This is a genomic window from Pelagibacterium halotolerans B2 (assembly GCF_000230555.1).
Lineage (GTDB): Bacteria > Pseudomonadota > Alphaproteobacteria > Rhizobiales > Devosiaceae > Pelagibacterium > Pelagibacterium halotolerans.
The window spans coordinates 760020-778867 of the sequence record NC_016078.1; the positions used below are offsets into that span (position 1 = coordinate 760020).

At 62.3% G+C, this 18848-nt stretch carries 18 protein-coding genes; 13 read left to right on the top strand and 5 right to left on the bottom strand.

The genetic code is table 11. The features are described from left to right. Positions 1-23: 23 nt before the first annotated feature. The 3 genes from KKY_RS03820 to KKY_RS03830 all read left to right on the top strand — a co-directional run bounded on the left by KKY_RS03820 (position 24) and on the right by KKY_RS03830 (position 3959). The gene (locus tag KKY_RS03820; protein WP_014129985.1) at positions 24-1166 is read left to right on the top strand and encodes a PQQ-dependent sugar dehydrogenase; all 1143 of its coding nucleotides are present in this window, start codon (positions 24-26) and stop codon (positions 1164-1166) included. Between the two features lie 123 nt (positions 1167-1289). Further along, positions 1290-2312: a TRAP transporter substrate-binding protein gene (locus tag KKY_RS03825; RefSeq protein WP_014129986.1), complete on the top strand. Its 1023-nt coding sequence runs from the start codon at positions 1290-1292 to the stop codon at positions 2310-2312. A 99-nt stretch (positions 2313-2411) separates the two neighbouring features. Further along, positions 2412-3959: a carbon-nitrogen hydrolase family protein gene (locus tag KKY_RS03830; RefSeq protein WP_014129987.1), complete on the top strand. Its 1548-nt coding sequence runs from the start codon at positions 2412-2414 to the stop codon at positions 3957-3959. A gap of 1375 nt (positions 3960-5334) precedes the next feature. On the opposite strand, the gene KKY_RS03840 is transcribed toward KKY_RS03830, so the two are convergent. The 4 genes from KKY_RS03840 to KKY_RS03855 all read right to left on the bottom strand — a co-directional run bounded on the left by KKY_RS03840 (position 5335) and on the right by KKY_RS03855 (position 8475). Next, positions 5335-5733, bottom strand: coding sequence for a VOC family protein (locus KKY_RS03840; protein WP_014129988.1), 399 nt, complete (start codon positions 5731-5733; stop codon positions 5335-5337). A 117-nt stretch (positions 5734-5850) separates the two neighbouring features. Further along, positions 5851-6774, bottom strand: a complete 924-nt coding sequence (locus tag KKY_RS03845; protein WP_014129989.1) for an alpha/beta fold hydrolase — start codon at positions 6772-6774, stop codon at positions 5851-5853. Positions 6775-6844: 70 nt separating this feature from the next. Next, the gene (locus KKY_RS03850; RefSeq protein WP_014129990.1) at positions 6845-8104 is read right to left on the bottom strand and encodes an RNA polymerase sigma factor; all 1260 of its coding nucleotides are present in this window, start codon (positions 8102-8104) and stop codon (positions 6845-6847) included. Continuing rightward, on the bottom strand, positions 8101-8475 hold the full coding sequence (locus KKY_RS03855) for a YciI family protein (RefSeq protein ID WP_014129991.1): 375 nt from the start codon (positions 8473-8475) through the stop codon (positions 8101-8103). Before KKY_RS03855 ends, KKY_RS03850 begins: the two co-directional genes overlap by 4 nt. A gap of 189 nt (positions 8476-8664) precedes the next feature. On the opposite strand from KKY_RS03855, the gene KKY_RS03860 reads away from it, so the two are divergent. Further along, entirely contained in the window at positions 8665-8925 is a 261-nt protein-coding gene (locus tag KKY_RS03860) for a hypothetical protein (protein WP_014129992.1), read from the top strand. Positions 8926-9011: 86 nt separating this feature from the next. Next, positions 9012-10127 (top strand): cyclopropane fatty acyl phospholipid synthase, encoded by a 1116-nt coding sequence (gene cfa / locus KKY_RS03865; protein ID WP_014129993.1) that lies wholly within the window; start codon positions 9012-9014, stop codon positions 10125-10127. Here the strand turns inward: cfa and KKY_RS03870 are convergent. Further along, positions 10124-11059 (bottom strand): AEC family transporter, encoded by a 936-nt coding sequence (locus tag KKY_RS03870; protein WP_014129994.1) that lies wholly within the window; start codon positions 11057-11059, stop codon positions 10124-10126. The two genes, cfa and KKY_RS03870, sit on opposite strands and share 4 nt — an antisense overlap. A 229-nt stretch (positions 11060-11288) precedes the next feature. On the opposite strand from KKY_RS03870, the gene KKY_RS03875 reads away from it, so the two are divergent. From KKY_RS03875 to cueR, 8 genes are all read left to right on the top strand, one after another. After that, entirely contained in the window at positions 11289-12185 is an 897-nt protein-coding gene (locus KKY_RS03875) for a sulfurtransferase (protein ID WP_420850718.1), read from the top strand. 93 nt (positions 12186-12278) lie between these two features. Next, complete coding sequence (locus KKY_RS03880; protein WP_014129996.1) at positions 12279-13493, top strand: YeeE/YedE family protein; 1215 nt, start codon at positions 12279-12281, stop codon at positions 13491-13493. Next, the gene (locus KKY_RS20615) at positions 13490-13933 is read left to right on the top strand and encodes a hypothetical protein (protein WP_041528566.1); all 444 of its coding nucleotides are present in this window, start codon (positions 13490-13492) and stop codon (positions 13931-13933) included. The genes KKY_RS03880 and KKY_RS20615 overlap by 4 nt, the downstream gene beginning before the upstream one ends. Continuing rightward, a complete protein-coding gene (locus tag KKY_RS03890) occupies positions 13930-14514 on the top strand; it encodes a DUF6969 family protein (RefSeq protein WP_139305001.1) in 585 nt (194 codons plus the stop codon). The genes KKY_RS20615 and KKY_RS03890 overlap by 4 nt, the downstream gene beginning before the upstream one ends. Before the next feature lie 264 nt (positions 14515-14778). Then, the gene (locus KKY_RS03895) at positions 14779-15189 is read left to right on the top strand and encodes an MbcA/ParS/Xre antitoxin family protein (RefSeq protein WP_014129999.1); all 411 of its coding nucleotides are present in this window, start codon (positions 14779-14781) and stop codon (positions 15187-15189) included. Next, a complete protein-coding gene (locus KKY_RS03900; protein WP_014130000.1) occupies positions 15186-15872 on the top strand; it encodes an RES family NAD+ phosphorylase in 687 nt (228 codons plus the stop codon). The genes KKY_RS03895 and KKY_RS03900 overlap by 4 nt, the downstream gene beginning before the upstream one ends. A gap of 86 nt (positions 15873-15958) precedes the next feature. Further along, positions 15959-18454, top strand: coding sequence for a heavy metal translocating P-type ATPase (locus tag KKY_RS03905; protein WP_014130001.1), 2496 nt, complete (start codon positions 15959-15961; stop codon positions 18452-18454). Continuing rightward, a complete protein-coding gene (gene cueR, locus KKY_RS03910) occupies positions 18451-18840 on the top strand; it encodes a Cu(I)-responsive transcriptional regulator (RefSeq protein WP_014130002.1) in 390 nt (129 codons plus the stop codon). The genes KKY_RS03905 and cueR overlap by 4 nt, the downstream gene beginning before the upstream one ends. Positions 18841-18848: the final 8 nt, after the last annotated feature.

The following is an 18848-nucleotide window of genomic DNA, read 5'->3' on the forward strand; positions in this document are numbered from 1 at the left end:
TGCCAATCAACGAGGAGAAAACGATGTTCCGACAAGCTCTTGCGGGTCTTGCCTGTGCCACGGCGCTCACGGCGCCCGCCATCGCCCAGACCTTCGAAACCGAGACGGGTTCGGTAACGCTCGTCCCGGTCGTCGAAGGGCTGCAATCGCCTTGGGGTATGGTGTTCCTGCCCGATGAGAGCATGCTGGTGACCGAACGGCCGGGCAATTTGCGGCACGTTTCGGCCGATGGTTCGATTTCCGACCCGATCGCGGGAATACCTGAGGTGGTTTTCGAAGGGCAGGGTGGTCTGCTCGATGTGGCGCTCGATCCCGAATTTGAAACCAACCGCTATGTCTATTTGAGCTACGCCGAGCCTGGCGACGAGGCCGGGACAAATTCGACGGCAGTCGCACGCGGTGTGCTGAGCGATGACATGACCCAATTGACCGACGTCGAGGTCATCTTCTCCCAGCAACCCAAACTGCCATCGGCGCTGCATTTCGGTTCCCGTCTGACGTTCGACAATGAGGGCTATCTGTTCATCACGACCGGTGAGCGGTCCGATGCCGAGTTCCGCGTGCAGGCGCAGGATCTCGATTCCCATCTCGGCAAGGTGATCCGCATCCTGCCCGATGGTTCGGTGCCCGAGGATAACCCGTTCGTTGATACGGAAGGGGCGTTGCCGGAAATCTGGAGCTATGGCCATCGCAACATGCAGGGCGCGGCGTTTCATCCCGATACGGGCGAGCTTTGGGTGGCCGAACACGGCCCCCGCGGCGGCGACGAGCTCAACAGGATCGTCGAGGGCGGCAATTTCGGTTGGCCATTGCTGACCGAGGGTACGGAATATTCCGGTGATCCGATCAATCCGCCCCAGGAACTGCCCGACGACCTGGTGGAAGCAGAAAGGACCTGGGTGCCATCTCCCGCGCCGTCCGGACTTGCGTTCTATACGGGCGATCTGTTCCCGGACTGGCAGGGTGATGCCTTCATGGGTGCGCTGGCAGGCACCGACCTGATCCGCATCGACCTCGAGGGTGAAGAGGTGCTGGGCGATGAATTTCTGTTCGGAGACGATTTTCCCCATCGTATTCGAGACGTGACGCAAGGTCCCGATGACGCGCTCTATCTGATAACCGACGCCGATCCGGGGCAGATTCTGCGGTTGAGCCCGGCCCAGTGATGGGATAATCAGTCCGGGCACCGGGGGAACCGGTGCCCGGGACTTGCCAAGCGCCCGGAGCGGGATCGAACTCGCACAGGGTGAGAGGCACCCTTGCTGGTCCCGCGCATTTGGGGACCATTCATGTTCACCAGAATCCTGCTCGCGGCGGCGCTTTGTGGCGTTGCCTCCATTTCGTCTGCGCCGGCTCAGGAGTTTACCTTCCGGCTGCACCAATTCCTGCCCATGACCGACAGCGTACCGCGCGACGGCCTCATTCCGTGGGCCGAGACCATAGAGGCGCAATCGGGGGGGAGGATAAAAATCGAATATTATCCCTCGATGATCCTCGGCGGCGCGCCCGCCAATCTGTTCGACCAGGCCCAGGATGGCGTTGTCGATCTGATCTGGACGGTGTTGGGCTATACGCCAGGGCGCTTTCCCAAATCCGAAGTGTTCGAGATGCCCTTTCTCGTCACCAATGCCGAGGACACCTCGCGCGCTTTCCAGCGTTTCGTCGAAGAAAACGCCATGGACGAATTTGCAGGGGTCAAGCTGATCGCCGTCCATACCCACGGACCCGGCGTTTTTCATTCGTCCAGCCCAATTGAAACGCTCGAGGATCTTGAGGGCTTGAAGGTACGGGGCGGCTCGCGGGTCATTTCCGCCATGCTGACCGATCTGGGCGCCGAAGCCATCGGCATGCCGGTGCCGCAGGTGCCCGAAAGCCTCTCGCGCGGCGTGATCGATGCCGCGACCATTCCCTGGCAGGTGACCATGGCGCTGCGCACCAGCGAGATCGTTTCCAACCACACCGAGTTTTCCGGCGATCATGGGCTCTATACCCAGACCTTTGCTTTCGTCATGAACCGGGACGCCTATGAAAGCTTGCCTGACGATCTCAAAGCGGTAATCGACGCCAATTCGGGTATCGAATGGGCGGGGCGCTTCGGCGCGGCCAACGATGCCGACGATATCGTGGCCCGCAATGAGGCGGTGGCCAACGGCAATACCATCGTGACGCTCGACGCCGAAGAAACCGCCCGCTGGCGCGCTGCGGCGCAGGTGACCATCGACAACTGGTTTGCCGAGGCCGCTGCGGGCGGTATCGATGGCGAGGCGCTGTATGGGCGAGCGCTTGAGTTGGTGGCGCAAGAGACGCAGTAAGGGAGCAAATGTGGCGGTGGCGCGTTGTCGTGCTATAGGCTGACGGCGCGCCGCCCGCACAATCCATTTTGATTTGATCGATAACGAGGTTCCCACCCCGTGCCCAAACTCTCCGACAAGCCGCTCCTTGAGGTGCGGACTGCCAAGATTCGCGATATCCCCGCCATCATCAAGCTGACCCAGAGGGTCTATCCCGAGGAAGGGCCCTACCTTCCCGGCACCATCCGCGGACAGATCAACGCCTTTCCCGAAGGCCAGTTCGTTGCCGTTTATGACGGGCAGATCGTTGGCTATGCGGCCACGCTGCAATTGGCCGAAAAGCAGATCTTCAAGCAGCACACCTGGGAAAATATCACCGGCGCCGGTTATGGCAGCCTGCACAACGCCAAGGGCGAATGGCTTTATGGCGTGGAAGTCTGTGTCGATCCGGGCCGCCAGCGCAACCGGATCGGGCGGCGGCTGTACGAAGCCCGCCAGCGGTTGTGCGAGGAACTCTGGCTCAAGGGCATTGCGTTCGGCGGGCGCCTGCCGGGCTATCGCCGCAACAAGAAGGATTATCCGCGCGCCAGCCAGTATTTCCAGGCGGTGGTCGATCGCGAAGTGCGCGATCCGGTGGCGAGCTTTCAGATGAAGCTCGGCTTCGAGCCCGAACTGCTGCTGCGCAACTATCATCCGGACGATAAGGCCTCGGGCGGACATGCCGCGCTCATGGTGTGGCGCAATCCGCGCTACGATGAGGAAGACGAGGCACGTCCGGCCCACAAGCGCAGCCGGGAAACCGTGCGCGTGACCACCGTTCAACTCGAAGCGCGCCGGTTTGTCGATGCGGACGCCTTCTTCGAACACATGGAATATTTCGCCGACGTGGCCGCTGACTATTCGTCGGATTTTGTCGTGTTTCCCGAGCTCTTCACGCTGATGCTGCTGTCGAGCGAGCCCGAGCAGCCGCCCCATGAGGCGATCCTGAGGCTGACTGAATATACCCCGCAATTTGTCGAGCGCATGCAGCAGATGGCGCTCAAATACAACATCAACATCATCGGTGGGACGCATCCGACCATCACCGAGGACGAGGATATCCAGAACGTGTGTTACGTTTTCCTGCGCGACGGCACCGTCCACGCCCAGGAAAAAATGCACCCGACCCCCGACGAACGCGATTATTGGGGGATCGTCGGCGGGGATTCCGTTGACGTGATCGATACCGATTGCGGGCCGATCGGGGTGATGATCTGCTACGATAGCGAGTTTCCCGAAGTCGCCCGCCGGCTTGCCGATCAGGGCGCCCGCATCATGTTCGTGCCCTATTGCACCGACACCCGGCAAGGCCACCTGCGGGTGAAATATTGCTGCCAGGCCCGCACCATCGAGAACCAGTGTTACGTCGTGACCTCGGGGATCACCGGCAATCTGGCCAATGTCGACAACCTCGATATCAACTACGCACACTCTTCGATCTTCACGCCCTCCGATATGCCCTTCGCCCGCGACGGGATTGCGGCGGAGGCCAGCGAGAATGTGGAGATGGTGGTGGTCGCCGACCTCAACCTCTCGACCCTGCAATGGGCCCGCTCTCAGGGTGCCGTACGGAACCTGCGCGACCGGCGTTTCGACCTTTATCGCATCCGCTGGAAGGATGGTGGATAAGTTTGCGCTTATGCAGCCGCGCATGCCAAACCCACCGACGGCGATATCGCCTCGGTTTCTTATGGGATAGACGGCATGGGGCGATGAACGCTCCGCATGATTTAGTTTTTATATGAAGCGATCATCGCCCCACGCATCCGAGGTTTTGGGCTTATGGCGGCGTCTCGGGCTGGGGTTTGTTGGCTTTTTGTGGGTCGGTTGGTCGAACCGGAAGGGCCATCCCCGGATCAAGTCCGAGGACATGCTTTTCCTGCCAACCTCCCGTATCCCCCAAAACCACCGGTGCCCCTCTCCCTTTCGGGAGTACGACGTGGACTCCCATCCTCGCCCGGCCATCCGTCCGCTTTGGGCCTTCCCTGCGGCGACCCGCATGGAACCCGGATCGGTCTCACCGGAAGCTCGTATGCATCCTCGTCTCTGGCGACACCGTGCGGGGAGAATGCATGAGATTGAGGGAGCGGGGATAAAGTTTTTTGCGCAGCATTTCCACCTTCACCCGCGTCATCCTCGGGCTCGACCCGGGGATCCGCAACGCTGCTGTTGTGCAGCGCAGAAGTGGCGCCCCCTCGCGCCTCACGGCTCCTCAACCCCTTCACCGGCTGCCCGACGCAGCAGATCCCCGGGTCAAGCCCGAGGATGACGATGGGGGTGGGGTGAATGGTGGTGATGGAGCCGAGAAGGTGGCCCAAGCCCCATTGCTATCTTGGACATGATCCGGGACCCAGCAGCCTTGCCGACCCTCCGGTGCGTGAAGAGAGGCTCATGGACCCCGGCCTTCGCCGGAGCAAGGGAGGGTGAGGCTTGCTCTCCAGCATCTCATCCTCCCCCGCGTCATCCTCGGGCTTGACCCGGGGATCCGCAACGCTGCTGTTGTGCAGCGCAGAAGTGGCGGCCCCTCGCGCCTCACGGCTCCTCAATCCCTTCACCGGCTGCCCGATGCAGCAGATCCCCGGGTCAAGCCCGAGGATGACGATGGGGGTGGGGTGAATGGTGGTGATGGAGCCGAGAAGGTGGCCCAAGCCCCATTGCTATCTTGGACATGATCCGGGACCCAGCAGCCTAGCCGACCCTCCGGTGCGTGAAGAGAGGCTCATGGACCCCGGCCTTCGCCGGGGCAGCAAGGGAGGGTGAGGCTTGCCCTCCAGCATCTCATCCTTCCCCATCGTCATCCTCGGGCTCGACCCGGGGATCCGCAACGCTGCTGTTGTGCAGCGCAGACGTGGCGACCCCTCGCGTCTCACGGCTCCTCAAGCCCTTCACCGGCTTCCCGACGCAGCGGATCCCCGGGTCAAGCCCGAGGATGACGATGGGGTGGGTGAATGTCTGGTGATGGAGCCGAGAGCATGACCCGACACCCATCGCTGCCCCACTGGCCCTAATCGACGTTGAACATCCATTTTACGCCCCAGCGGTCATAGAGCATGCCGAAACGCTTGGCCCAGAAGGTTTGTTCGAGCTCCATTTCCACTTCGCCACCCTCGCTGAGGGCGGCGAACATGCGCTCGGCCTCCTCGACGGTTTCGGGGTGGACGGAAAGATAGGCGCCGGAGAAGGAATTGGCCTGCGCCATGGGGGCATCGGAGGCGAAGAGCTTGCCGTCCGGCCAGTTCAGGACCGCGTGCATGATCTGGTTCTGCATCTCGGCCGGAACGTGCTCGGCCGATGGCGTGTCCTTGTGGGCGGTCATTTCCAGTTCGCCGCCCAGCACCGATTGGTAAAAGCTCATCGCCTCGCGGCAATCGCCGGCGAAGTTGAGATACGGTGTGATCTTCATGTGGAGCCTCCTCGGGCCAGATCAGGAAAAGACGTTCATTTTCAATATCTAAGGCAAAGGATCGGATTCAGATTACGATACCCCTGAATCCGATCGTCAGCCAATTGAATCTCTTTATTAATTGGCCTGCGCGGCGATAAAGTTCTCGATCAGCGGCAACAGCAGGTCGGTCTTGAGCACGATATCGTAATGCGTTGCGCCCGGGATCACCGCGAACTGGCGGGCGGTATTGAGATCGGGTCCCATGGGGCCGGTCGAGGACTGGCCGCCGAGCAGGCGGAACATCTCGAGCGCCTTGTCGAACTGGACGAGATCGGTGTCCCCGATGATCATCAGAACCGGCACCGGGATCGAGGCGATCTGCTCGTCGGTCCATGACTGTTCGCCCGAAACCATCGATTCGCGGATCTTGTCCACGAATCCGGCAAACCGCTCGGGTTGGGGCGCAACGGCCTCATAGGCGGCGAGCATGGGCGTGCCTTCCATCATGTCCGCCGTCATATAGGGCCAGCCGGCACGCACCGAATCCCAGATCGAATCCGGCTGGTGAGAGGCCGAGATGATGACAAGGTTCCTGACCAGTTCGGGATGCAGGACGCCCACGCCCATTGCGGTGCCCCCACCCATGGAAAAGCCCACGATATCGATGGGACCCAGATCCATCTGCTCGATGAACCCCGAAACGTCCTGGGCGAACTGCTGTATGGACAAGGGGCGGTCGAGATCGACGGTACGGCCATGGCCTTCGAGTTCGATGGCATAGACCTTGCGGTTTTCCGCGAGCGCGGGAAGGATCGGGCCCCAGGCTTCGATGGTCATCAGCCCGCCATGGATGAGCAGCAGCGGCTCGCCTTCGCCATGGACCTGATAATACATGTCGAGCCCGTCCACGTTGACGGTTCCATCTTCGGAAGGAGCCGGAAAATCGGTGCTGAGCTGGATGGGATCGAACGTCTCTGCCATGGTGGCCTCCTGAGCGCCGGCAGGCAAGGAAACGAGCGCCGCAAGGGCGATCGCCGCGAAAGTGGTCTTGATGAACATGGTGTCCTCCTTGGGTATGATGCCTCTAGGACGGACAGCCGTTTTGCATCCCGACAAAACGCGAAAAAAATTATGCGCCCGAGGGCGAGCCGCCCAGTTTGTCGAGATGAGCCCGGATATGAACGGCCTCGGCCGTGGTATTGGCATGGGCAATGGCGATGTCGAAAGCGATGCGCGCTTCCTCGATGCGGCCGAGATCCTTGAGCAGTCCGCCACGCAATCCGTGGAAATAGAAATAGCCTCCCAGCGCGTCGGCCAGAGGCTCGATCAGGTCGAGCGCCGCTTGCGGACCATCGATCTTCGAGACCGCCACGGCGCGGTTGAGCGTGACGACGGGGGAGGGCTGCAGGCTTTCGAGCACCCGGTAGAGCAATTCGATTTCGGTCCAGTCGGTATCGGCTGGCGTCTTCGCATGGGCGTGCAGCGCCGCAATGGCCGCCTGAACCTGAAACACACCGGGGCGGCGGTGCCGCATCGCCTTGTCGATCAGGGCAAGGCCCTCGTCGATCATGCGCCGATCCCAGAGCGTGCGGTCCTGATCGTCGAGCAGGACGATATTGCCGTTCGCGTCGAACCGCGCGGCGTCGCGCGACTGCTGGATCAAAAGCAGCGCCAGAAGGCCCATCAATTCGGGCTCGGTCGGGAACAGACCCAGCAGCAGACGGGCCAGCCGGATCGCCTCCTCGGCAAAGGTGCTGCGGGTTTCCGACCGCTCGCCGGCCGAGGTGTAGCCTTCGTTGAACACCAGATAGACCATGGCCGCGACCGCTCCCACCCGCTCGGCGCGGTCGGCCGCGTCAGGCGTTTCGAAACTCGCGCCCGATTTGGCGATGCGCGCCTTGGCGCGGGTTATGCGCTGTTCCATGGCTGCGTCCGAAACCAGGAAGGCGCGGGCGATCTGCTTGACCGTCAACCCCGAAACGATGCGCAGCGCCAGGGCGATCTGCTGGGTAGCGGGCAGGTCCGGGTGGCAGCACACAAACAACAGCCGCAAGATGTCGTCCCGATAGTGCGAATCGTCGATCCGCTCGGCGATGTCGGTTTCCGCGTCCGAGGTGTCGGAAATCTTGTCTTCTTCGGGCAGGGCGGTGAAGCGCGCGCGGCGGCGGACGCTGTCTATGCCCGAATTGCGGCCCACAAGGATCAGCCATGCCGCCGGATCGCGCGGCGGCCCGTTTTTCGGCCAGGATTTCAGCGCCCGCAGGCAGGCCTCCTGGAAGGCTTCCTCGGCCATGTCGAGGTCGCGAAAATACCTGTACAGCGCGGCAACCGCCCGGGGGCGGGCGCCTGCCAGTGTCAGGCCAATCCAGTCGGCATCCTTGTCGTTCACTTTGCTTGGGCTCCGGGGAAAAAGTCGCGGACCGGCCGGATCTCATAGGACCCCATGCCGGGATTGGCTTCGGCCAGATCGCGCACAACCTGCACGACCTCTTCGAGGCTCTCCGCGTCGATGACATAAAAACCGAGGAATTGTTCCTTGGTTTCGGCGAAAGGCCCGTCCAGCACCATGGGCTCGCCCGCTGTCTTGCGCAGCGTCGTGGCGGCGGTGGTCGGCATCAGCCGCGCCACCGGGCCCATCTTGCCCGCTTCGACCAGCGGCTGCTGGACGGCGAGAAGATCGGCCATGATCTTGTCGTCGTGTTCTTTCGACCACCCGCCAACAGCGGCTTCGTCGTTGTAGCAAAGGATTGCGTAGAGCATGGCCAAACTCCTTATATGGCGAGGACGTACCCGTTTTGCCGTATCCGACAGGGCGGGCGAAATTTTCCATAGGTTAAAGCAAACGGCAGATTGCATCGGGTTGCTACCGATTGCCAGTGTCGGCGTGCAACCCTGGCCGGTCATGCGGCGTTGGATATCGTGCGAGCAAATCCTCGGGAGATATTTGCCATGACGCTGACGCGGAGCGAGATCGAGCGGGTGCTCGGTCCTATCGATGAACATCTTGCGGCTGAAATATCGGCCACCGAAGCGACCACGGCCGACCTGACCATGGCATTGGCCTGGCTCGAGGCCGATGAGGCGCGGGTCAATGAGGGCGACCATTTGCCAACCGGCAAGGTTGCCGAATTGATCGGCATTCTTGAAACTGCAGATGATGAGGAAGGATACGCTCTTCCCCCCTCGCAGCCTCAAGACTGGGCGCAGTAAGGGACTGGACAAGACGGACAAATTTTAGTGAGGTAGGAGTCTTTCCCCGCGCTTTGGCGCGTCACTATATTTGTTTGAGCGGGGCCATGTCGGCAAAGTTCAAGTCGTTTATCACCGATCTTCTTGCCCAAATTGACATCGAAATCGGCGGCTCCAGGCCTTGGGATATCCAGGTTCATGACGACCGGCTGTTCAGCCGCGTGATGACCCAGGGCACCCTTGGGCTGGGCGAAGCCTATATGGATGGCTGGTGGGACAGCGAGGCGATCGACCAGTTTTTATACCGATGCCTGACGGGACAGCTACAGAGCAAGGTCAAGTTCGATCCGGCGCTGGCGCTTCTGACCATCAAGGGCATGGTGCTCAATCCCCAGCGGCTGCATGTGCGCGAAGTGGGCGAAAAGCACTATGACATCGGCAACGATCTTTACAGGCGCATGCTCGATCCGCGCATGATCTATTCGTGCGGATATTGGCGCGAAGCGGAAACACTCGATGCGGCGCAGGAAGCCAAACTCGACCTGATCTGCCGCAAGATCGGCCTCAAGGAGGGCATGCGCATCCTCGATATCGGCTCGGGCTGGGGCGGCCTTCTCAAATTCGCGGCCGAGCGTTATGGCGTCTCGGGGCTGGGAATCACGGTTTCCAAGGAACAGATGGCCTACGCCAACGAAACGCGGGGCGACCTGCCCATCGAAACCAGGCTCATGGACTATATGGACCTCGATGGCCAGTTCGACAGGATCGTCTCGGTCGGCATGTTCGAGCATGTGGGCTACAAGAACTACCGTCCCTATTTCTCCAAGGTCAGCGAATTGCTGTCCGATGACGGGCTGTTTCTTTTGCACACGATCGGCGGCAGCCTGACACGCAGGGCTGGTGAGCCCTGGCTGGAAAAATACATATTCCCCAACGGCATGCTGCCCTCGCCCAAACAGGTCGCGACAGCGGTGGAAGGCAAGCTGATCATGGAGGACTGGCACAATTTCGGCGCAGACTACGATCCGACGCTCATGGCGTGGTATCGGAATTTCGAGGCCGCGTGGCCCGAGATTTCCGAAAACTACGGCGAGCGCTTCCATCGCATGTGGCGCTATTACCTTTTGAGTTGCGCCGCCATATTCCGCGCCCGCTGGGTGCATCTGTGGCAGGTGGTCTATTCAAAGGACGGGCTGCAGGGTGGATATCTGTCGGTGCGCTAAAGCCCGGCGCCAACAAGGGGCGCGAGAAACACCAGCGTAATCGGGACGGTTACGACCCCTAAAACCGTTTGGAACGCGATGATGCCCGCCATAAGGGGTGCATCGCCGCCCAGTTGCCGTGCCATGACATAGGCCGACGATGCCGTGGGCAGGCACTGGATCAACAGCACCACCAACGCCGCCGGCCCCGTCAGCCCGACGGCGAGACAGATCGCGGCAGTGAGGGCCGGAATGAGCAGGAAACGCGCGGCGGTTGCGACCAGGGCGGGGCGGATGCCGCGCCCCAGCGCTTCCCAGTTCAGTGCCGCACCGACGCACAAAAGGCCGATCGGCAGGGCCGCCTGACCCATGGCCTGCATGAAGCCTTCGAGGCCGGCAGGCAAAGCGATGCCGGTCAGTCGCAGGATGACCCCCGCCACGCAACCCAGAATCAATGGATTGAAGGCTATGGATTTGACCACGCCCATGGCGGAGGGCTGGCGATCGCCATAACGGGCGAAAACCAGCGAACACACGATGTTGACGGTGGGAACCAGGATGGCGTTGACGACGGCCGCCAGCGCCGCGCCGGGCACGCCAAGCAACCCGACGGCGGCGGTGACGCCGACGTAATTGTTAAAGCGTATGCCACCCTGGACCACCGAAGTCAGGGCCGGGCCGTCGAACCGCGTTATCCGGTTGGCGGCAAGGAGAACCAATGTTCCGATCACCGCCGGACTGACCAGCCCCGCAGCGATCAGCCCGATGGGAGCCTCGGAAAGGTCGGCCTTGTAAAGCCCGTGAGCAAACAGCAGCGGGAGAAGGACGAAATAGGCAAGCCGCTCGGCCTGCGGCCAGAATCCCTCACCCAGAAAGCCGAAACGCTTGAGCAGGTGCCCAAGCGTGATGATGAGCGCGATGGGCAGCAGGGCGGAAAAGATAAGAGCGAGCATGGACATCCAGACATCAAGGAGCAAGCGTTTTTAGCGGCCACTATCGGATCGGCCAAGCTCTACCTGTTCGGTCGGGATTTTCCACAGCGGGCAATTCCATGCTCATGGCGAACCATTTCCTGGCAGGCTTTTTTGCTCCTCACACAATTTTTGATCGCCCAGCCCTCGCACCTTCATCGCCATTGAGCGATAATGGGACAACAGAACAATCGGGAGATTTTTTATGCGCCTGACCGTAACGGCACTGGCCATTTCCGCAGCGCTGACCGTACCGGCCCTCGCTCAATCCGAAGTCACGCCTTTGGTCGATGCCAACTGGCTGATCGAAAATGCCGGGGCTGACAACGTGGTCATCCTCGACATTCGCGACAATATCGAAGGCACCGATCTGGGTGAATTGCCCTATGTCGCCAATTCGGTTGTCGCCCCGTACGGTTCGGCCGGTTGGCGCACCGAAATTGAAGGCGTTCCGGGGCAGATCCCGCCCGTCGAACAGGTTGCCGAACTGATCGGCTCGCTCGGGATCGACAATGACGATCACGTGGTGATCCTGCCCTGGGGCACCGATTCCTCGGAAATCGGCGGCGCCACGCGCGTTTATTGGACCTTCAAATATCTCGGCCATGACGAGGTTTCGATCCTCGATGGCGGCTGGCGCCAGTTCGATGCGGCCGGCGGCGAACGCGTTGCGGAACTTGCAGCGCCCGAAGCGGCCGAATTTACCGCCGACGTGCGCCCCGAACTGATCGCCACCACCGACGACGTCCTCGAAGCGCTCGAAAACGGCACGGCGCTGGTCGATGGCCGTCCTGTGGAACAGCATCTGGGCCAGTCCAAGAGCCCGGTGGTTGCCACGGCGGGCACGATCCCCGGCTCGGTCAACATTCCGCACTCTGAATTCTACAGCTCGGAATATGCCCGCTTTGCCCAGCCCGATACCGTGGCTGCGCTGCTCGAAGCGGTGAACGTAACCTCGGATGAAGACAGCATCGTCTTCTGCAACACCGGCCACTGGGCGTCGGTCGCCTGGTTCGGCCTGCACGAAATCCTCGGCAATGAAAACGCCTCGATGTATGACGGCTCGATGGCTGAATGGACAGCCGACCCGTCACGTCCGGTAGAATAATCGGTAGACCTCCAGTCCGGCCCTTGCAGATGCCCCGATGTTCGGGGCATCTGTTGTTTCGCTGAAAAGCCTGCTCATTTTTGAAAGATCGACATGTCTGACGTCGCTCTCGATCGCCCATCCTATCTTCCCGCCGCGGTGTCCGATCGGGGCCCAACGCTGGTTACCGGGCTGGGACTGATCCTCGGTTTCATCGCCATCTGGTATCTCGTCGATCTGCGGCAGGCCTCCCTGTTCGCCATCGGCGGCGGGCTGGGTGCCGCGCTCTATCACGGTGCTTTCGGCTTTACCGGCGGCTGGCGCCGCATGGTGGTGGAAAAGCGCGGCCGCGGCATGCGCGCCCAGATGCTCATGATCGGGGTTACCGCGATAGCCATGATGCCGCTTCTGGCGGCCGGCGATCTCGGTGGGCAGCCGCTCGTGGGCGCGCTGGCGCCGGTCGGTGTCTCGGTCATCGTCGGCGCGACGATGTTCGGCTTCGGCATGCAACTGGGCGGTGGCTGCGGATCGGGTACGCTGTTCACGGTCGGCGGCGGATCGGCGCGCATGCTGGTGACGCTGGCCTTCTTTATCGTCGGTGCGGTGCTCGGCACGGCTCACCTGCCGTTCTGGCTCGAAACGCCTTCGTTTGGCGTTATCGATGCGCGGGTGCAGTTCGGGCTGCCCGTCGCCATCGGCCTGACAATCATTGCCCTTTCGCTCGTTGCCATCGTTACCGCTGTGATCGAAAAGCGCGCGCACGGTAATCTCGAACCCGAGCCCGCGCCCAAGCGTCCAGGCTGGTCATGGCTGCTCTATGGTCCCTGGCCGCTGGTCGGGGCAGGGCTGGTGCTGGCCATCCTCAATATCGCGACCCTGCTGGTGGCCGGCCATCCGTGGTCGATCACCTATGGTTTCGGGTTGTGGGGCGCAAAGATTGCCGATGCCGTCGGTATTCCCGTCGCGACCTGGGAATTCTGGACCTGGCCGGCTCAGGCTCAGGCGCTCAATTCCTCGGTTCTGACCGATAACACTTCGGTCATGGATTTCGGCATCATCCTTGGCGCCGGTCTAGCCGCCGCGCTGGCCGGAAAATTTGCTCCCAAGGCCAAACTGCCGCTCGGTTCGCTGATCGCAGCCGCCGTGGGCGGCATCCTGATGGGCTATGGTGCCCGGCTTTCGTTTGGCTGCAACATCGGCGCGCTGTTTTCCGGCATCGCCTCGGGCAGCCTGCATGGCTGGCTGTGGTTTGTCTGTGCCTTTGTCGGTTCGTTTATCGGCATCTGGGCCCGCCCTCTGTTCGGACTTGATGGATTCGCCAAGAAATGACCACCGGACGTAACACCCTCCTGTTCGGTGCGGCGCTGGCCGTCGGCACCGTGGCTATCGCCGCCGACCACATCTCCAACCCGGTCGTCCGCGCCTCAAACCCCGTGGCGCAGAGCGAAGCGGGCACCGCAAGCCCCGCCGTCGCGCCCTGTGCCGCTGGTGCCCCCTGCGCAGCCGGTGCGCCTGTCGCTGCGGCCCCTTGCGCTGCCGGGGCTCCCGTAGCGGCGGCCCCCTGCGCGGCGGGGGCGCCGTTAGCCTCCGCCCCGCCGCCGCCTGCGCCAATGCCCGAGGAACCGGCAAGCCAGCTTGCCGCTCCGCCCCCGCCGCCCGCGCCCATGCCCGAACCGGAAGAGGCCGAACCCGAACTGGCCCCGCCGCCTCCGCCTCCAGCCGCGATGCCCGAGGGGGCGACCGAAGCACCCGATCTCGTGGTGAACTGATGAGTGATGCCCGCCAGCAGGCCATGCACGAAATCGCTTTCTGCGAATCGGTGCTCGCCAAGGGCGGACTCACGGTCCTGACCGAAACCCTGCGCGATGCGCCCGACATTTCGGTCTGGACCCATTACCCCAAGGACGACGTCTTCGATCCGCAAACCGGAGCGCAATGGTTTTACCATTCACACCCCGCCGACGACCCCGACGGGGCGATCGAGCACGGTCATTTTCACTGTTTCGTGCGCCCGCAGGGCACCAGCGGTCCCATCCACCACCTGATCGCCATTGGCGTCGATCCCTTCGGCAAGCTCAAGCGGCTGTTCACGGTCAACCAATGGGTGGTGGGCGACGACTGGCTCGACGCCGCGCCCACAATTGCGCTGCTGGAAAAATTCGACGTTCACATGCCGCGCCCCTCCTATCTGGTCAATCGCTGGCTGACGGCGGTGCTGGCCGCTTACGATGACGAGATTCGGACGCTGATTCACGAGCGCGACAGAACTCTCGCCGCACACCGTCCCGAGGGCGATATCGCCGTGCGGGACGACAAGAGTCTCGAAGTCACCTCCGAACTAATACTTTAGAGTATCCGTTCAGGTTTTAACGGAACCGCTTGTCGTCCTCTCCGTCGCTGCCCCGGCGAAAGCCGGGGTCCAGAAGCGCGAACCGAGGCACCAGCGTTTGGAGCAGCTCTCATGGGCCCCGGCTTTCGCCCGGGCAGCGCAAGAGGAAAAGGGTGCTTGCGTAATTAAGGGCTCCGGCTGTCTCTTTGTCGTCAAACAGCTACTTTTGTGCTCAGACTTGCCAAATGGCATTATTCTTCCTATTTTATGCCAAGAGGTAAAACCATGCTCCACGAACTACCCAGAGCCGACGCCGCCCCCGAGCGTCCCCAGATCACGGCGACCGAAGCCGCCGCCATGGCGCGCACGGTTGTAAACCTGTTTGCGCGTTGGGATCTTTCGGACGCCGAGGCGCGGGAAATCCTTGGGGGCCTCGCCGCCCGCACCTATGCGCGCTGGAAAGCAGGGGAGGTGGGGCGCATCGACCGCGATCTGGCGACTCGCCTGTCGCTGCTCATGGGCATCCACAAGGGGTTGCGTTATCTCTTTACCGATCCGGCGCGCGGTTACGCTTGGGTCAAAAAGACAAATTCGGCGCTCGGTGGTCGCACACCGGTCGATATCATGGCCGAAGGTTCCATTTTCGCGCTGGCCCGCATCCGCAGCTATCTCGACGCCGAACGGGGCGGCTGGTGAGTGTTCCGCTTACCCCCGTAAAATGGGGCAGGGCGTTTCGGATCATCCGTACCATCTATCCGCCCATAGATCTGTTCGAGGACATCGCCGACCCCGCCGATTGGGAGGCGCTGGCATCGGCGGAATCGAAAACCAACCCGCGTGTCTGGGAGCACCTGGGCCGGCTCGACCTGATCCCGCCGCACCGCCGGGTGGCTGGGCAGGGGGCAAGCTGGCTGATGGCGCCCTTCGTTCATGTCAGCACCGACCGGCCGGGCCGGTTTGCCGACGGGACCTATGGCGTTTACAGCGCCGGCAGCAGCGAGGAAGTGGCCATCCGCGAAGTGGCCCATCATCACGGTATCGCCATGGCGGCCAGCGCCGAGGAGCCCGGCTGGACCTCGCAATTTCGCGTTCTGGTCAACGCGCTCGATCTCGACCTGCACGATGTGCGCGGGCGTCCCGATTGTCACCTGCCGGACGATTATGGACCGCCGCAAACGCTCGGCAAGACGTTGCGCGCGACCGGCAGCAATGGCGTTATTTACCGCAGCGTGCGCGCACCGGGCGGCGAATGTGTCGGCATCTTCTGGCCCGACCTCATGGAAATCCCGGTGCAGGGCGACCATTTCGATTTCCACTGGGACGGCACGCGCGTCGACCGCGTGCGCAACTCGAGCACCAGCGCCATCTTCGCCCTGTAATTGTGGCCCCGACCACCCTATATCAAGGCTTGACCTTACCATGATGGGAAGCCTTACCGTGGCTTCACACAGTCAAGGATTACGCCATGAACGCCCCAGTTTCACGCCAATCGGCCACGTTGATTTTTCCCGTCGAGGGGATGAGCTGCGCGTCCTGCGTCAAGCGCGTTGAAACGGCAGCCGCAAAATTGCCGGGCGTCGTCCAAGCGCATGCCAATTTTGCCAATGAAACACTGGTCATCAGTCCGGCACCCGACTTCGATGCCGCTGCCTTGCGTGCGGCCATCACGGACGCAGGCTACGAACTGCCGGTTGAAACGCTGGAAATCGGCATTGAGGGCATGAGTTGCGCCTCTTGCGTCAAGCGAGTCGAGGACGCGCTGGTGGCTGCGCCCGGAATCGTCTCGGTATCGGTCAATCTGGCGACCGAAAGGGCAACGCTCGATGTCGTGGGCGGCGAGGCCGGTCTTGCCGCGGCGGAAGCGGCGATCACGGGGGCCGGCTACACGCCTCATCGCCTCTCCGATCAGCACACCCAAACCCGCGAACAGGCAAAGGCCGATGAAATCGGCGCGCTGCAGCGCGACGTCGTCATTTCCGCAATCCTCACCCTTCCATTGTTCGTTCTGGAGATGGGCAGTCATTTTTATACGCCTTTCCATCAATGGCTGATGCAAACAGTGCCCACAGGGTGGCTCTATCCGGCCTATTTCATCCTGGCCAGCGCTGTGCTGTTCGGCCCGGGCCGCCGGTTTTTTGTCAAAGGTGTTCCGGCGCTTTTCCGGCGCACTCCCGACATGAATTCGCTCGTGGCCCTCGGGGCTGGCGCGGCATATCTCTATTCGAGCGTCGTGACCTTCGCCCCGCACCTCCTGCCCGATACGGCGCGCAACATCTATTTCGAAGCAGCGGCGGTCATCGTTACGCTCATTCTGGTTGGCCGCCTGCTCGAAGCCCGCGCCAAGGGGCGCACCAGTGACGCCATAAAGCGGCTGGTTGGCCTGCAGGCCAAATCGGCCCGCGTGCTGCGTGGCGGTGAGACCATCGAAATCGCGCTTGATGACGTCAATGTCGGCGATATCGTCATCATCCGGCCCGGCGAGAAAATCCCGGTCGACGGGACGGTGACCGAGGGATCCTCCTTTGTCGACGAGGCGATGATTTCGGGCGAGCCGGTGCCGGTCGCCAAGGCCGAGGGTGACGCCGTGATCGGCGGCACGATCAACACCACCGGCAGCTTCCGGTTCGAAGTCACCAAAATCGGCGGCGATACGATGCTCGCCCAGATCATAAGGCTGGTCGAACAGGCACAGGGCTCCAAATTGCCCATTCAGGCGCTGGTGGATCAGGTGACCGCATGGTTCGTGCCAGCCGTCATGGTCATCGCGGCGCTGACCTTCATCGTCTGGGCCGTTTTCGGTCCCGATCCGGCTTATACCTTCGCGCTGGTCAATGCCGTCGCGGTGCTGATCATCGCCTGCCCCTGCGCTATGGGGCTGGCCACCCCGACATCGATCATGGTCGGGACGGGAAGGGCGGCAGAGCTGGGGGTTTTGTTCCGCAAGGGCGAGGCGCTGCAGCTTCTCCAGTCCGTCGGCATCGTCGCCTTCGACAAGACCGGGACACTGACCAAAGGCGCTCCCGAACTGACCGATATGATCGTGGCCGACGGGTTCGAGGACGGCGAGGTGCTTTCGCTGATTGCGGCGGTTGAGGCCAACTCCGAGCATCCGATCGGCCAGGCTATCGTTGCGGCGGCCCGTGACCGGGACTTGGTCCTGCCCGAGATTGCGGGTTTCGACTCGGTACCCGGCTTCGGCGTCGTTGCCGACGTTTCAGGACACCGTGTCGAGGTCGGCGCGGATCGCTACATGGAGCGTCTCGGTATCGATATCGCCGCGTTTACGCCCGACATCGAGAGACTGGGCCATCAAGGCAAAAGCCCGCTTTTCGCCGCTATCGATGGAAGACTGGCCGCGATTGTCGCGGTGGCCGATCCCATCAAGCCCACAAGCGCCGAAACCATTGCCCATCTGCACGCGCTGGGTCTTCAGGTCGCAATGATAACCGGGGACAATACGCACACGGCACGCGCCATCGCGGACCAGCTCGGCATCGATCATGTGGTGGCCGAAGTGCTGCCCGAAGGCAAGGTCGCGGCCATCGAAAAGCTCAAGGCAGATGGCCGAAAGCTCGCCTTCGTCGGCGACGGTATCAACGACGCGCCCGCACTGGCGGCTGCCGATGTCGGTATCGCCATCGGCACGGGCACCGATGTGGCCATCGAAAGCGCCGGCGTGGTGCTGGTGGGCGGCGACGTGCGCGCGGCGGTGCAAGCCATCGCCATTTCGCGGGCCACCATGGCCAATATCCGGCAAAATCTCGGCTGGGCCTTCGGCTATAATGCGCTGCTGATCCCGGTTGCCGCCGGCGTGCTTTTTCCCGCGTTTGGCATTCTGCTCTCGCCCATGCTTGCCGCGGGCGCCATGGCACTCTCGAGCGTCTGCGTCGTCACCAACGCCCTGCGCCTGCGAGCCTATCGTTCCCCGCTGACCGTTGAAAACAGGAGCCCAACGCCATGAACATCGGACAAGCTGCAAAGGCGTCGGGCGTGACGGCCAAGATGATCCGCTATTACGAATCCATCGACCTCATCACTCCGGCCGACCGGACCGAAAGCAATTACCGCGTCTATGGCACCGACGATATTCACACGCTGCGCTTCATCAAGCGGGCCCGCAAGCTGGGCTTTTCCATGGATGAAACCGCGGCGCTTCTGGGCCTCTGGCAGGACAAGTCCCGCGCCAGCGCCGACGTCAGGGCCATCGCCACCAACCACATCGCCGACCTTGAGCGCAAGATCACCGAGCTCCAGGAAATGGCGGGCACCCTCAAGCACCTCGTCCATTGCTGCTCGGGCGACGACCGGCCCGACTGTCCTATCCTCGGCCAGCTCGCCGGGGCCTGACGAGGAGG